Raw genomic sequence first — 17,428 nt, 5'->3', positions numbered from 1 at the left:
TTAGATTGTATAATTTGATTCTCTACGTTTTTGATATGGATGATTTTGCTTTAAACTTCCTGCAGGTTCATTTGTGTCAAAAACGACTCTTTTAATATGGCTGCCATTTCGGCCGCATGATCGTAAATAAAAAAATGACTTCCTTTTAAGATTTTGTAATCAAAAGCAGCATTGGTATATTGATGCCAGTTTTTAATATCATCACAATATTCTTCTTCAGATCCCATTACGGCATAAATTGGTGCTTTGATGGTATAGTGTTGCCGATGGTATTTTTTTTCTATACATTCAAAATCAGCCCGCATTATAGGAGCAAAAAACTCATACAACTGTTTATTAGTGAGTACTTCTTCTGGAATTCCTCCTAGACTTCGCAGTTCTTCTTTAAATTCGAAATCGTCTAATAAATATCTTATTAGGTCTCTTTTTTTCTTTACTCCAGGTCCTGGATTTCCAGAAACAACAAACCGTTTTGGGAAATAGCCCTGTTCTTCAAGCTTTGCGACTACATTAAATCCTAATGAAGCTCCCATGCTATGACCATAGATTATAAAGGGAGCTCCATTATTCAAACTAACAATTTGCCTGCAGTAATCATTTATAGCTTCTTCTCTTGATTTTAATAGTTCTTCTTCAAATCGTTTTCCTCTGCCTGGCAGTTCAAGAGGAATAAAATCGATATTGGCATCAAAATGCTTTTTAAGAAAATCAAAAGAATAACAGCTGCCCCCAGCAAAGTGGAGTAAAAACAGCTGATATTTGTTTTCTTTACTTTTCATAATCTTATTTAGTTACTTCTTCTTCTTATCTCTTCATTCCCAAAATTTCTATCTTTTTTAGAAACCTTATCGTTTCCTAAATTATAAGACAGTGACAATCTGAAATAACGGTTGCTTGGATAGGAAATAAAACTTTGATTAATTCCATTTACTTTTGAAAAGGCATAACTTGGGCTTGAATTGAATACATCGTTTACTCCCGCCGTTAAATTAACTCCCTTAAGTAATGATTTAAAAACAACTGCCATATCAAGTGAGTTTGATGCAGAATAATGAAACAAGACGTTGTTGTACGCTGAATCGTACCAGAAATTAACTTCTCCAACTATTGATTTTGATTTGTTAAATGTTATGACATTATTAATTGAAAAGCGAAATTCAAAACCTTTCATTAAATCAACATCCACCGTAGGATCTGTTTTTTTTGAATCATTGTAGTTAATGAACAAATTACTGTCTGTTTTCCACCATGGGGTTATATCCAGCTGATAGTTTTCTGTTAATGAATAATTGTATTCTGTAAAAAAGTTTCTAAAAACTATCGTTTGTTCATTGGTGGTTTTATCGACTTCTGGAATTACACTATAAGAGTTGCTCGTAACACTGAATGAAAATTTGGTTGACAAATTATTTTTATAAGTATGAGATAACTCTACATTATCACTGTAGGAAGGCAGTAAATACGGATTTCCTATAGAAGACACCTGACTGTTAATAAAATAACGTGCTGGATTTAATTGTCTATAACCAGGTCTGTTGATACGTCTGCCATAATTTACAACAAAAGTGTTGTTTTCATTTTTAGCATATGAAAGGTAAAATGTTGGGAATAGTTTTTCGTATTTATTAATATATTCAGGCGGATCTGCTTGTTTTGAAACTCCCTTTGTCTGTGTAAATTCACCACGAAGTCCAAACTGAGCTTCCCATTTATCATTTATTTTTTTTGAACCGTTTATATAAACCGACTGTATGTTTTCATCAAAATCAAATTGATTGGACTGCAGGGGATTAAGCACTGGAGTTCCTGTAATAGTATTGTAGTTGTATAACTGATAATTGGTTTTACTAAAACTTGCTTTTCCTCCATAAGAAAGTTTTGCCCATTCTATTGGATAATCTACATCTATTTTTGCACTATAATTGGTAATATCTTGTAAAGAATTCCCTAGATTGGCAAAATCAACATTTAAAAAGTTACCCTCAGGATCGTAATTATTAGACAATATTTCGCTGTCTCTTCTACTGTTGTAATCTAGAATATCGAAATTAAAAACAATCTTTCTGCCTAATGTATCCAGTTTTTGATCTATGTAGACATTAAAAATAGAATTGTTTTTATTGTCTTTAGTCTCCACATTTCCAAGCAGATAGTTGGTTAGTTCATTATTACTATCGAAGAGTGTTGTTTTTACATTGTCGGCTGTAGTTGGCATGATTATCATACGCAGGTATTGCACACCCACTCTAGTATTTTTTGTAAAATCGTAATCAAGCATCAGTCTGGTAGAAAAGTCATTTTTCTTTTCTTTTTGTTTACTGATTAGCTTTAAAGGACTGTCTTCAAAATCTATTGTGGTTCTTTCTTCTCTATAAAATGCTCCTGAGTTATTAACTCCGCTAATTAAAAAACTTAGTTTATCGCGCTGGTAGCTAAAACTGTTTCTAAAAGTTCTCCAACCATATTTTGCTTGGTTTTCTACCAGCGACATGTTGTTGCTCCAAGAATCTTTTTTAATTTTTTTATAAATGATATTAATTACGCCGCTGTTTCCCTGAGCCTCATATTTAGCCGAAGGATTGGTTATAATTTCTATTTCTTTCACATCACTTGCTGATAGTGATTTTAAGAAGTTATTTAAATCTTCACCTGTCAGCTGTATCATACGACCATCTATTGAGATCATAACGCCGCTTTTTCCAAGCATTGAAATCTGATCATTTCGTACCACTAAGCCTTGTGTTTTGCTAAGTGCTTCAAAAATATTTCCTGTGCTTGTAATGGGGCTTCTATCAATGTTAACAACCGTTTTATCGATTTCTCTTCTAACTTTTGTTGGTGTAGAATTGATAACCACTTCGCTCAAAGCATTTTCTTTTTGAACTAATACTATTGGCTCTACTACTAATGGCTGTTTTAAGTCAATTTTTTTGGAAAAACTGACATAATCAAGATGGTTTACGTTTAAATTATATGATCCGGCTTTTGCTTCGAGTTCAAAGTTACCATCGGCTCCAGTAACGGTTTGACTAACAATTTGGGCTTTATCATTCGTGAGTACAACATCTGCATGTGGCAATACGGCTTTGTCACTTTTGATTACACCACTTATTTTTATTTGGGCAATACAAAAAAATGGGCTTATAATTAAAACTAAAAGGATGATTTTTCTCATTGTATTTTTTTCTATTCTATTTATAATCTTTTATACCTGTCCTCCTACTTTAAGGCTTTGGCATTCATTAATAAAGTCTAAAAATTCTTCGGTATATTTTTCAAGAGATAATACGGTTTCATTTTCTTCGTAAAACGTTTTTTTAGAAACTAACTTTAGTATTATTCCATTCAAATACTGGTTACAAACCAAGCTTAAATCACACATTGCGTCTGATTTTGAATTTGACTTGCGGAATTTTTCTCTAAAATCTATATTGGCTATTTCTGTTTCTGAAACCAAGAAGTTTAAAAATCCAATAATATTGGTATCCAGATCGATCCCTGAAGCATTTCTAAAATCCTCACGTATTGTTTCATAAGGGATTGTCTCTTCTATCCTATCATTTAAATATTGCAGATAATTATTCGTGATAAATTCTGTACTAAGATTAAAATCACTATCAAAATAATTTCGTATCAAAACATTGTCAATTACTCCCAGTATTTTAGCTGTTTCGAGTCCCTTAAATTTCTGTTCTCTATTATTAATAAAGACCTGATATAGTTTTTTATTTTCGTTTCCTGCTTTATTAAGGATCATTAAGAAAAAAGCATTGAAAAGTGCGCTGAGTGGCAAATTCAATTCTGTGCTCAACTCTTGTACTTTTTTAAAATCTTTTCCTGATATAATCAATTCCTGATCTACATAATCTTCTTTTTCGGCTGTGTTTGATATATGGTCAACAAGAACTTGTTTCTGAAGATAATTTGTCCATGATGCTCTTTTTTGCAAGCTTTCTTCTGTATTTAAATACTCTTGCTGCTGAGTTATAAATTCGAAAGGATGATGGTATTCTTCGATACTTCCGCCTTTTTGAAAAAAGGAAACCGCTTCTTTCAGAATAGTATCTGTTGTATAAGCATCTGCCAGCGAATGATGAATGGCTACTGCTGCCAAAGTTTCGTTACGAACAGGGCTTGGCACGACAAAAACTCTGATTAATTCTCCAGAAGTCAGATTAAATGGCTGTTCTAACAAAAACTGCTGCGCTTTTTTGTAGATTTCTTGTTCTTCAGTAAGTGTCGTTTCATTAGCCAAAACCTTAATTTTAGTTTCTTCAGCAGTAATGTATCTTTGAAAAATAGTGCCGTTAATTTCTTCGTATCTTACAGTAAGATTAGGAAAGTGCGACAGAAATTTTCTAAATTCATTTTCAAATTGTGATACATCTTTGTAAGGAACATTAAAGTTTATGGTTACCGCAGAGTATTTCATTTTGTAAAATCTCTTTTGGTTTGGCGATAATTCGACTGCATCTCCAACTGTCCATTTTTTTTCTTCTTTAACAATATCAGGCTCATTTTCAAATGCCGTATTTTCATTTTGATTTTGATTGATAAATTTTGCCAAATCTTCGATCACTGGATTCTTCAATATGTATTCGATCTTTAGTAAATATCCTTTTTGCTTAAGACGTGAGATAATTGATATCGCTTTGATAGAATCTCCTCCAAGACTGTAGAAGTTATCTTTTATTCCGATGTTGTTACATTTTAAAATTTCCTCCCAAACTGAGACAAGCACTTTTTCTTCTGTGCTTTCTGCTGGTACATATTCCGTTTTAATTAAATCTGCATCTCTAACATCTGGTAATGCTTTTTTATCGACTTTTCCATTTATGTTAAGCGGAATTGATTTTAATTCGACATAATAGGCTGGCAGCATATAATCTGGCAAAACTTTGACCAAAGAAGATTGTATATTCTTTTTATCCAATACTGAATCAGTCACATAATAAGCAACTAATGATTTTTCTCCGTCTTTTTCTTTCACAGCAACTACAGAATGTTTTACACCATTAACTGCATTGATATGATTTTCGATTTCGCCTAATTCAACTCTGTGGCCTCTAATTTTTACTTGATCGTCAATTCTTTCCACAAACTCGACAGTTCCGTCAGAAAGCCATTTTCCTAAATCACCAGAACGGTACATTAATTCTCCTTCTTTAAAAGGATTTGGAATAAATTTATCTGCTGTTAAATCTGGACGGTTTAAATAGCCTTTCGCCAAACCTGCTCCTCCAATGTAAATTTCTCCCGTAACTCCAATTAATGATGGAGTTAATGATGCATCTAAGATGTATACCGCAGTATTTGCGATAGGCTTACCTATAGAAATCACAGGAGATTTTAATTGGCTTCCTTTTTCAACTTTTAGAATAGTAGCACAAATACTGGTTTCTGTTGGCCCATAAGCGTTATAAAAAGTTCCGAATTTTAAATATTCCTGTACTTTATCATAAACTGCAGATTCTCCTGCGGTTATCAGAAATTTTAAATCTTTTAGACTTTCAATATTTACCAGTTTAAAATAAGCCGGCGTTAGTGTTGCAATATCAATTTTATGATTGACAATGTATTTTTCAAACAATTTCACGTCTAGACGTGTTTCATCATTCATAACGTACAAGGTGCATCCTGACAAAAGTGCGATGAAGATTTCTGAAATTGAAGCATCAAAAGAAAAAGAGGCAAATTGCAGACTGTTTGAACAATCTTTAAGTCCAAAAATATCGATCTGAGATAATATGGTGTTTACAATTCCTGCATGTTCGATAATAACTCCTTTTGGATTTCCGGTTGAACCTGAGGTATAAATTACGTATGCTGTATCTTGTGGGGATAATTGTGGTTGTTGGTATTCTATTTCTTCAGTACTGTCAAATTCTACATCAATAGAAAAAACAGTCCCGTCGTAAAAGTTTAGATCAAACAGAAATAAAGTTTCTGTAATTAATAATTTAAAATCAGCATCTTCAAAAATAAATGCTTTTCGGTCTTCTGGAAGCTGAGCATCAACGGGAACATAAACACCGCCAGCTTTTAAAACTCCTAAAATTGAAATTATAGACCATTCGCTTCTGTTTAACTGAATGCCTACATAATCTCCAGTAATGATATTATATTCTTTAACTAATTTAGAAGCCAGACGATCCGATAATTGATCTAGTTCTTTATAACTAATGCTTATATCTTCAAAAACCAAAGCCGTCGTATCAGGCGTTTTTTGAGCCTGCTCTTTAAACAAACTAACTAAAGTGTTTTCTTTAGCAAAAGCCATTTCGGTCTGGTTGAATCCGTAAACTAAATCAAATTTTTCTTCATCAGTTAAATAATTCAAATCATTAATGAGCACATTTGGATTTTTTACTACAGCAGCCAAAAGTTGTTTAAAGTGCTGCATGAAACGAACTATCATTTCTGATTCGTAAACGTCTTTGTTGAAATTTACCATAAACGATAAATATTCTCCGGTTTCCTGAAAATGAAACTCGATATCCTGTTTGCATTTACTTTCTCCCAAATTCTGGATCGTCGTACTGTCGATGTTATCACTTCTATGACCTTCAGAAATGTTATGAAAAGTAAGGGAAATATCAAACAATGGACTTCTGGCAGGATCGTAATCTACCTGAAGATCATTAACCAACATTTGAAAAGGATATTCTTTATTGTTAAATGCGGCAAAAGTATTTTCCTTTAATTTTTGATAAAATTGATTAAAGGTATCTTCATTATCAATATAATCTCTTAATGCCAATGGCTTAATATAATACCCTATCTGGTTTTGCAGGTTAAAATCGTCACGGTTTACAATTGGAAAACCTATTGTGATGTCTCTTTCATTAGTATACTTAAACAGCAGTATTTTTAAAACAGCGATAATCGACATAAAAAGGGTTCCGCCTTCTTTTTGAAGATTTTCTTTCAGTGCCGAAAGATCATTTTTAGCAATATAGCCTTGAAACTGTTGTCCGTTATAGGTTTTCAATTTAGGTCTTTGCTTGCTGGAAGGAAGGTTAATACGCGGAATATCTCCTGCCAATTTTTCGATCCAGAACTTTTTATAGTTTTCCATTTGGCCATTCTCAAACATTGCGTTTTCCCAAACAGCGTAATCTTTATATTGATTGTGCAATTCTGGAAGATTATGCGACCTGTTTTCTAGATAGGAATTGTAAATGGTAAGCACTTCTTTTTCTAAAATGTCATTCGACCAGCCATCACTTATAATGTGATGCAGATTATAATAAAAGTAAAAGCTTTGATCTGCAGTCTGCAGGGTTGCAATTCTTAACAGAGGGCCTTTTTCTAAATCAAAAGGTTTATAGGAATCATTTTGTATGTATTCAAATACTTCTGTCTGCCAGTTTTCACTGCCTCTAAAATCAATATTTTGAATGTTTAAATTTAAAGCAGCACTGTCTAAAACAAACTGTCTTACTTCTCCATTTTCATTGGTTTTAAATACAGTTCGTAAAATTTCATGTCGGTCAATTACGGCTTTTACGGCTTTATTTAAAATTACGATATCTTGTATTCCTTCTAATAATTTATAAGAAGGAATATTGTAAGCAGCTGAAGCAATTTCATCCTGACTTACAATCCATAGTGATTTTTGTGCTGACGATGTCACATAACTGTCTGAAAGCGGTGCTTTTTCTATTTTTTTTATCACTTTATTTTCAGACGATTCCAGATAGGTAATTATATCTTTCTTATGCAGTTTTATTTCTTCAACAAGATCAGATGGTATTTTTCCCTGTTTAACCGTGATCTCTAATTCCTTATTATTGTTTACTTTAAGAAAAATATCTTTCTCTCTTAATTTACCTAATAAATTTTTGATTGAATGTGCCATGCTAAATATTTTACTTAATTAATTATATTCTATTGTTTTTTCTCCAAACAGACGTTCTGCATCAATTCCGCGTTCTATACATTCTTGGATTAATCGATTTGATTCAACAATAGGTCGTGATTCGTCTGTGTATTTTATAGAACTGATAAAAACAAGCCACGGCTCTAATCCCATAGCATAGACAAATACATTTTTAGGTTTAAAAATATCAACAAGTGATTTACCTTGTTCAAAGTCACATCCGGCTAATCTTCTTGATAGATCTTTATTTCTTTCTAATTTTTCGGGCATTAAAGGTCCATATAACCATGTAAGTGGTGCTCCATCACATTCCATTCCTAAGAACAATACATCTATGTCGCCAAGCACGCGGTGAATGTGCTGGTAAATTGCAGGCTCAATATTGCAGGAATCTGCTGCAAATAATATTTTCAAATCGTTGTGCAGTGCAATATGGTAACATAATTTACTTCTAACATCTAAATCCGAATGTTCTCCCAAAAATGGAATTCCTGTTATGGTGCAATCCTGCAAGTCAATACTTTCCATATCATCAAGTTCGATCACATTATTAAAGCCAATTGTATTGAACATTAGTTTTAAGTTCGGGTCTTGCAAGCTTCCTTTACCACTGCTTGGAACAATGATATTTTTTATACGGTGACGCAGCTGTAATAAGGTTTCTAATAAAATATGATCCTGATGATTGTGGGTAATTAAAACATAATCTATTTCGTCTGGTAAATCATTGATTGTATATCGGTTTACTTCGGTTTCATAGCCATCATAACTGATTACTGGATCGACTAAAAAGGATACTTTACTCGTTTCTACCAATACACAGGCGTGTCCAAAATATCTTGTTCTTACACCGCTTCCGGTGTAGTGTTTAAATTCTACCGGAGCTTCTTTGGTAAAGAATTGTTTGAACAAAGGTTCTTGTTCTGTAGTTATTCCTAATTTTTCCTTGATGGTGTTATAATCGCCTGGAGTTTTCTTCATTTTAAACAACTCATCAATTACTTCTGATTTAAAAGGAATATGCAGGTGAATTAAATTATCATCATTAAGTCTTGGTGTACTCAATACAAATGATCTTGAATCGTCTGCTTCTACTAACTGCAAAGAGATAGACTGTGCCGCTTCGTCATAATATTCACTTTTATAAAGTAAGTATTCAAATAATCTAAAATTAGGATTGTTGTTCAAATCGTAGATTAATTCTACATATCCTCTTAAAATTGGCGGAACTTTTTCATATAAAGTATTTAATGAATATCCTTTAGCTTCGTTTTGAAGCATTCTATTTAATTCCATTAATGCGTTTCCAAATTCTAGTAATGAAGCTCTTTTATCTAAAGTTTCATCATACAGCCCTTTGATTTCGTCGACTCTTCCTCCCTCATAATCAATAAAAGGTCCTCCAAGCATTTTAGGATTCTGAACTGCTGCGGCGTGTATTTTAGGATTTTTAATATAGGATTCCATAATTTTAAGATGCCTGTCCTGTACATTCAATGCTGCAGTTGCAGGTGAAACCAAATGCGACCATGCATACCATCTGTCTATTAAAGCTTCTATTGCTACGTTTAACTTTAAGTAATAAGTATTTTCGTTTAATTCCATTTTTATAGTTTCTAAGTTGGTTATCAATTCTTTTTTAGATTACAATTTTATCTGTAATATCTTCTTCTGATACTTCCTGACTGTACCATTTTTTGTTTCGTATTTCGGTGGCAATTGATTTAATTTCAGGGTTGTTAAACAATACATCCAATTCCATTTTTACATCAAATGCTTTTTTAATTTCAGCAATAACCATAATCGCCTTAATACTTTGTCCGCCCAAAAAGAAAAAGTTATCACTGATTCCTATTTTGTCACGGTTCAGCACACGCTGCCAGATTTCTACCAATTCCGATTCGATTTCATCAGTAGGCGGTTCGTATTCTGTTTTAATTAAATCTGATTCGTCAACATCAGGAAGCTGTCTTTTATCGACTTTACCATTTGTAGTCAGCGGAATAGCATCCAGCTGGATGTAATAACTTGGCAGCATATAATCAGGAAGCATTCTGCTTAATTCCGACTGGATCATATTTTTGTCCAATACCGAATCAGATACATAATAAGCTGTCAGATATTCTTCATTCCCGTTTTCTTTTACTACAGCTACAGAGTGGCTGATTCCGTTAATGTTTGAAAGACAGTTTTCAATTTCTCCCAGTTCAATACGGTATCCGCGGATTTTTACCTGATCGTCAATTCTTCCTGTGTAATCAATATTCCCGTCGGCAAGCCATCTTCCTAAATCGCCCGTTTTGTACATCAATGCTCCTTCTTTAAAAGGATTCGGTATGAATTTCTCCGATGTAAGCTCAGGACGGTTGATGTAGCCTCTGGCAAGTCCGTCGCCGGCAATGTATAATTCACCTGTAACTCCTACTGCGCATGGGTTTAAGGATTCGTCTAAAATATAAATCTGTGTATTGGCAATTGGTTTACCGATCAGAACGGTTTCTGCTGCATTTTTAACATCGTAGATAATACAGCCTACAGTGGCTTCTGTCGGTCCGTATTCGTTAATGATCCTGATTTCAGGATTCAGGTTCTGAAGGATTCTAACCTGGTTTTCCAGAAGTGCTTCTCCTCCAACAATCGCCAGTTTTACAGCTGTCTGTTTAATATCCAGACTTTCGAGAATACTGATGTGCGCCGGAGTCAGTTTTATACTGCTTATACGGCTTTCAAAATAAGACGTCAGCAGTTTCGAAACATCATCTGTAGTTTCAAAAACAGTCAGTTTCCCTCCGCTGATGATAGGCAGAAACAGGCTCGTTACCGTTAAATCGAAAGACAATGAAGTAAATAATCCAAAATCAAGAGGATGCGCTCCGCCGGCTGAATAGTATTCTTTCCCCCAGAGCAGATAATTTGTTAAAGAAGCATGTGCAATTTCAACACCTTTTGGATTTCCGGTTGAACCTGAGGTATAGATTACGTAGGCCAGATTCTGAGGTGAAACAGCAGGTTTTTCAAAAACAATCTCTACAGAAGGATCAAATTCAACATCAATAGAAAAAATATTTCCATCAAAATCCAGATCAAAAATAAAGGCAGTTTCTGTGATCAGTAATTTTAATGCTGCATCTTCAAATATAAAGGCCTTTCTATCGTCAGGTAATTCAGAATCAATTGGAATGTAGGTTGCTCCTGCTTTTAATATTCCTAGAATTGAAATAAGAGTCCATTCGCTTCTATTAAGCTGAATTCCAACAAAATCTCCAGTTTGAACATCATAATTTTCGATTAAGACTGCCGCTAGACGATCTGAAAACAAATCAAGTTCTTGATACGTAATTCCTTTGCCTTCAAACTCTAAAGCAATATTTTGCGGTGTTTTTTCTGCTTGTTCTTTAAACAAACTGATTACTGTATCTGTTTTTGAATAATCTGATTGTGTATTATTAAAGTCATACAACACATTCGTCTTTTCGGCACTGTCTAAATAATCAATAGTATTTAAATTTAATGTTTCGGTATTTTTACTGAACTGATCCAGAATGTTTAAAAAGTGTGATTTTAAATATTCTATCGAATCAGGATTAAATACATTGCTATTAAACCTAAACTCGATTTTTAACCAAGTGTCTGAAGGAGCAACAGTGGTATGAAAATCATAATTAGTCTGATCCGCGAAATCAACTTTTCCAATAGTCAGTTTTCTGCTGTCTTCATTGTAAAGAGATTCAATTTCATCATCGACTGCATCTTGTACTAAGAAATTTTCAAAAACAATAATATTATTGATCAATCCCATACCAAGTGAACTCTGCGCTTGTACTTCAGACAAGTTCAGGTAATGATGAGGTGTACTATCGAGCATTTCAGAATGAAGCTGTTTTAAAAATGATGCTGGTGTATCATTTTCTTTAAAGCTTACTCTTACTGGTATTGTGTTGCTAAAAAGTCCAACTATATTTTCTACTCCTGGTAAATCTCCTGGCCTTCCTGAAACTACGGTTCCAAATAACACGTCGTTTGTGCCGCTGTATCTTGATAATAAATACCCCCAAACTCCTTGAATATAGCTGCTCCAAGTTATTCCAATAGTGTGGTTAAATTTATTTATACGCTGAAAAAGTTCGCCATCAACTACTAGTTCTTTCGTATCATAAACCGGTTTTTCATTTTTAGAATTCTTTTTTCTAAACGGAATCTCCGATAACGTTTCTACACCATTTAAATAATTTTTCCAATATAAAAGCGATTCATTTTTATCGATTTTTGAAAGCCATTCTATATAAGTAGAATATTTTACAGGCTCTGGCAGAACAAGATTCTGATCACTGCTTAAAGCCATCAAAATTCTGTAAAAATCATTCACTAAAATACTTACACACCATCCATCCATTAGAATATGATGATGACTCCAGATGAAAACACATTCGTTTTCTCTGTTGGTTTCAATCACTTTCAGTCTCATAATAGAAGGTGTATGAAGATCAAATCCTTTGTTTCGGTCTTCTTCTTTTATTTTCTCGATCGTGGCAGTAAGTTCAGATTCGCTTGGTGAAATCTTTTCATATGAGAAATTACCATTGGCTTTTTTATGCACAATCTGCAAAAGAACATCGTCAATACTATCACTAAATGACGTACGAAGAATAGGATATCTTTCGATTAGTTTATTAAACGCTTTTTCAACTAGTTCAATATCCAATTTGTTCGATTGAAGACTGTATGAAAACTGTTCTAGATATAACGGACTTTCGCGATTTACAAGCCAGTGATAATACAGTCCCTGTTGTAAAGGAGATAGTTCGTAAACATCTTCTATGCTGTTATCTTTATTTAATTCTTCCAGTACAGAATTTGTTATTTTTTTATACGTTAAATCTGAAGCTGTAAGGTGTTTTTGTTTTATTGAAGCTAACTCCGTTATAAGATTTTCCAGATTTTCTTTGTACGATTGATTCAGTTTTTTGATAGTTTCCGCATCATAACAATCTGCGGAATAGCGTATCGAAATACTTAATCCATTTGAAACCATTATTCCTGTTATGTCTAATAGAATCTTGCTTCTTGTATTTTCTACAGCTAATGGCAATCCAATACTTTCTGATGAGAAACTGAAAAATTTATTTTCGGTATCTTCTTCATTATTTTCACTAAAATCTCCTAAATAATTAAATTGTATTGCTGGTTGTAACTGATTTTGAAAAGAGTTATCCAGATATTTTAAAATACCATAGCCGATACCTTTGTTGGGTACTTTTCGAAGTAATTCTTTTGTGGTAACCAATTCATGATTTGCAGCATTTGTTAGATCAAGAACAAATGGATAAATTGTGGTAAACCATCCTACTGTTCTTCCTACATCAGTCCCTTCAATGATTTCTTCACGACCATGCCCTTCCATTGCTATCACACTTTTTTCAATATCAAAAACATCACGAACTGCTAGTGCCAGTCCTGTTAAAAGAATATCGTTGATTTCAGTATTGTAAGCTTGGTGAACTTTGGTTTTAAGAAGTTCTGTAAGGTCATTATTCAATAAAAAAGTATTTTCTTTATCTAAATTCCATGATGAATCTGCTGTCTTAAAATCAACAGGAAAATCAGGTATTTGATTTTCTGAATATTGTTCCCAATAAACACGTTCCTGCTGCATTACAGAACTTTTTGCAAATTCGTTTTGTAAAGAAGCCCAATGTTGAAATGAATCTGTTTTTAGCGGAAGGCTAAATGTAGTTTTCGTTTGATACGATTCGTAAAGGTTTGATAAATCTTCCAAAAGAATACGCCACGAAACTCCATCAATAACTAAATGGTGAATGATTAAAGCCAATCTGTCGCCATCTGACAATCTAAAATGACCAATGTGAAATAAAACTCCTGAAGTAATGTCGATAGAAGATTGAAGTTCTTCTCCAATGGTTTTCATTGCAGCCAGCCCATCTGCTTCTCCCTGCAAATCATAAAAAGCAATTTTATATGATTTACCAGAGATATCTGCATTAGACTGTTTCCATGAATCGTTTTCAAATTGATAGACCATTCGTAATGCATCATGATGCGCAGTTAATGCACCAATACATTTGTCTAAAATTTCAGAATCTATTTTGCCATTGCATTTTAGCAATACTGATTGGTTGTAATAATTCTTGTTAGGAAAAGTTTCATCATTTAAAAAGTAATGTTGAATCGGCGTTAGTAAAACATCACCTTTTACAACAGATTGATCTATTGTAATTTGATTTACTGAAAGCATTTTCGCTAAATCTTCCAGTATTGGTGTTTTTAATATTTGTTCGACTTTTAAGGTGTAGCCCTGTTGTTTTAAGCGTGAAATTACTAATATGGATTTTATTGAATCTCCGCCCAGATTGTAGAAATTGTCTTTTACACCAATATTTTCATATTTTAAAACGTGCGACCATGCCAAAGAAAGAACTACTTCTTCCATTGAACGAGGTGCTATATATTCTGTTTTAATTAAATCTGATTCACCAACATCAGGAAGCTGTCTTTTATCGACTTTACCATTTGTAGTCAGCGGAATAGCATCCAGCTGGATGTAATAGCTTGGCAGCATATAATCTGGAAGCATTCTGCTTAATTCTGACTGGATCATATTTTTATCTAATACTGAATCAGATACATAATAAGCTGTCAGATATTTTTCATTCCCGTTTTCTTTTACTACAGCTACAGAGTGGCTGATTCCGTTGATGTTTGAAACACAGTTTTCAAGTTCTCCCAGTTCAATACGGTATCCGCGGATTTTTACCTGATCGTCGATTCTTCCCGTGTAATCAATATTACCGTCGGCAAGCCATCTTCCTAAATCGCCCGTTTTGTACATTAAGGCTCCTTCTTTAAAAGGATTCGGTATGAATTTCTCCGCTGTAAGCTCAGGACGGTTGATGTAGCCTCTGGCAAGTCCGTCGCCGGCAATGTATAATTCACCTGTAACTCCTACTGCGCATGGGTTTAAGGATTCGTCTAAAATATAAATCTGGGTATTGGCAATTGGTTTACCGATCAGAACGGTTTCTTCAGCATTTTTAACATCGTAGATAATACAGCCTACAGTGGCTTCTGTCGGTCCGTATTCGTTAATGATCCTGATTTCAGGATTAAGGTTCTGAAGGATTCTCACCTGGTTTTCCAGAAGTGCTTCTCCTCCAACAATTGCCAGTTTTACAGCTGTCTGTTTTATATCAAGGCTTTCGAGAATACTGATGTGTGCCGGAGTCAGTTTTATACTGCTGATGTTACTCTCAAAATAAGACGTCAGCAGTTTCGAAATATCATCTGTAGTTTCAAAAACAGTCAGTTTTCCTCCGCTGATGATAGGCAGAAACAGGCTTGTTACCGTTAAATCGAAAGACAGTGAAGTAAATAATCCAAAATCAAGAGAATGCGCTCCGCCGGCTGAATAGTATTCTTTCCCCCAGAGCAGGTAATTTGTTAAAGAAGCATGTGCAATTTCAACGCCTTTTGGATTTCCGGTTGAACCTGAAGTATAGATTACATAGGCTGAATAATCGGCAGAAACTTTTTGTCCTAAATTAATAATAGGATATTTATCTTCTTTGTCATAAAAAGCATTCCATTCAGCAGCATCAATAATAACTTTGCAGTTACTGTCCTTTTCTATAAAATCTATTCTTTCCTGCGGATAAGCCGAATCTATAGGCACGTAAGCTGCGCCAGATTTTAAAACTGCGAGAATCGAAATCACCAGTTTTTCGCTTCTGTCTAATTTTATTCCAAGTTTATCTCCAGCCTTAATACTATATTTTGTTTTTAAGTAACAGGCAAATTGATTGGCTTTTGCATTTAATTGTGCATAAGTCAATTTCGTTTCACCAAATGCTAAGGCTTCTTTGTTAGGTGTTTTTTGTACCTGATCTTCAAAGAAATCAACAAAGGTTTTCTCTTTTGGATAATATGTTTCGGCAGGATTAAATTCAGTTACTACTTTTGACAGTTCTGCTGCGGGAACATATTTTATTTCTTTGTTTTTCTGCTCTGGATTTTCAACTATGTTTTCGATTAACTGTTTGAAATGATGAATAAATCTCTTGATAAATTCTTCTTCATAAACATCACTATTGTATGAAAGTGTTAACGAAATAGTATTTCCAACTTCGTGGAAAACTAACTCAAGGTCAAAATTTAAATTAACGGGTCCGAAATCCAGAATTTCTTCAGATTTACTTTCTTCTATAACAATTCCTTTATTTACTTCAGAAAAATTATAAAGATTGACCATTATGTCAAAAATGTAATTTCTACTGATGTCGTGAGGCAGGTTCAATTTCTCTACCGTCATATCAAAAGGATATTTTTGATGCGAAAATGCTTCGAGAATTGCTTTTTTCTCGTTTTCAAAAAAGGTTACGAAAGAATCATCTTCATTTACAGAGCTTCTTAAGGCCAGCGTGTTTACATAAAATCCAATTTGGTTTTCTAAATCAGAATCTTCTCTTCCTGCAACAGCTGTTCCTAATACGATATCATTTTCTCTGGTATACTTGTTAAAAAGAACTTTTAAAACAGACATTAAACCTACAAACAAAGTTCCGCCATTTTGATTACAAAATGCTTTTAATTGGCTTGCAAGTGCTGGAGATAGGTATGAAAAATACATACGCCCGCTGTATGTTTTTATTTTAGGTCTTGATTTTACGGCAGGAAGATTTATTCGCGTTAAATCACCCGAAAGTTTTTCAAGCCAGTAGTCTTCATGTTTTTGATAAGCGCCTTTTTCGATAGCAGACAATTGCCATGAAACATAATCTTTGTATTGAATCCTGATGTCTTCAATTTGATTTTTTTCGCCTTCTTTTATTGATTCATAAAAAGTAAAAATATCTTTTTCTAAAACTTCCAGCGACCAGCCATCTGTAATAATGTGGTGCATGTTATAATAGAAAACATACGTATCTTCTGTAAGCTGTAAAAAAGCACATCTAAACAAAGGGCCGTTTTCTAGATCAAAGACTTTTTTGTTGTCTTCGAGCATATAAATATTGGCTGCTTTTCTTGAATTTTCCTCTTTACTAAAATCGATGTACTTAATTTCAAAATTTAAATCTTCTTCATTTATGATCCATTGTCTAACTTCTCCGTTTTCATTTAATTTAAAAACCGTTCGAAGTACTTCATGGCGTGCAATTACTTTTCTGATGGCTTTTTCAAAAACGACAATGTCATGTTCTGCAGTTAAGTAAACTCTTGAATGTATGTGCTGGGCTTTGGAGTTTTCTTCAACCTGGCTTGTTAACCAAATGCGTTTTTGGGCGTGCGAAACGGGATAGCTTTCCTGAACAGCCGCTTTGGTTATTCCTGAATCTATAGTAGAACGTTTACTAAGAAAATCAACTAATTCTTGCTTATTCTGTTTTATTTTGCCGATAATTTCACTGTCTAGTTCTCCATCAAAATTAATTTCTAGATTGTCGCCATTCAATGATATTACAACATCGTTATCTTCTAATTCTTTTATTAAGCTTAACATTGATAAAAATTTAAATTAATTAAATCATTGAATTT

The 17,428-nt window shown here is 33.6% G+C and carries 5 protein-coding genes; all 5 read right to left on the bottom strand.

From position 1 onward, the window contains the following. Positions 1-50 precede the first annotated feature (50 nt). The 5 genes from J0383_RS19225 to J0383_RS19205 are packed head-to-tail and all read right to left on the bottom strand — an operon-like array spanning position 51 to position 17,393. Positions 51-779 (bottom strand): thioesterase II family protein, encoded by a 729-nt coding sequence (locus J0383_RS19225; protein ID WP_207295577.1) that lies wholly within the window; start codon positions 777-779, stop codon positions 51-53. 8 nt (positions 780-787) lie between these two features. Continuing rightward, positions 788-3,175: a TonB-dependent receptor gene (locus J0383_RS19220; protein WP_207295576.1), complete on the bottom strand. Its 2,388-nt coding sequence runs from the start codon at positions 3,173-3,175 to the stop codon at positions 788-790. 30 nt (positions 3,176-3,205) lie between these two features. Next, positions 3,206-7,861 carry a non-ribosomal peptide synthetase gene (locus J0383_RS19215; RefSeq protein WP_207295575.1) on the bottom strand — a complete coding sequence of 1,552 codons (4,656 nt, stop codon included), beginning with the start codon at positions 7,859-7,861 and terminating at the stop codon, positions 3,206-3,208. Between the two features lie 18 nt (positions 7,862-7,879). Continuing rightward, on the bottom strand, positions 7,880-9,487 hold the full coding sequence (locus J0383_RS19210) for an MBL fold metallo-hydrolase (RefSeq protein ID WP_207295574.1): 1,608 nt from the start codon (positions 9,485-9,487) through the stop codon (positions 7,880-7,882). A gap of 34 nt (positions 9,488-9,521) precedes the next feature. Beyond that, complete coding sequence (locus tag J0383_RS19205; RefSeq protein ID WP_207295573.1) at positions 9,522-17,393, bottom strand: non-ribosomal peptide synthetase; 7,872 nt, start codon at positions 17,391-17,393, stop codon at positions 9,522-9,524. Positions 17,394-17,428 lie beyond the last annotated feature (35 nt).

It is taken from the genome of Flavobacterium endoglycinae (genome assembly GCF_017352115.1).
Classification (GTDB): Bacteria; Bacteroidota; Bacteroidia; order Flavobacteriales; family Flavobacteriaceae; genus Flavobacterium; species Flavobacterium endoglycinae.
This window is presented reverse-complemented; position numbering and strand designations above follow the sequence as displayed.

Bases quoted from the DNA above. Each gene is read 5' to 3' on its own strand.
- J0383_RS19225 (WP_207295577.1), bottom strand. From the start codon at position 779: ATGAAAAGTAAAGAAAACAAATATCAGCTGTTTTTACTCCACTTTGCT.
- J0383_RS19220 (WP_207295576.1), bottom strand. From the start codon at position 3,175: ATGAGAAAAATCATCCTTTTAGTTTTAATTATAAGCCCATTTTTTTGT.
- J0383_RS19215 (WP_207295575.1), bottom strand. From the start codon at position 7,861: ATGGCACATTCAATCAAAAATTTATTAGGTAAATTAAGAGAGAAAGAT.
- J0383_RS19210 (WP_207295574.1), bottom strand. From the start codon at position 9,487: ATGGAATTAAACGAAAATACTTATTACTTAAAGTTAAACGTAGCAATA.
- J0383_RS19205 (WP_207295573.1), bottom strand. From the start codon at position 17,393: ATGTTAAGCTTAATAAAAGAATTAGAAGATAACGATGTTGTAATATCA.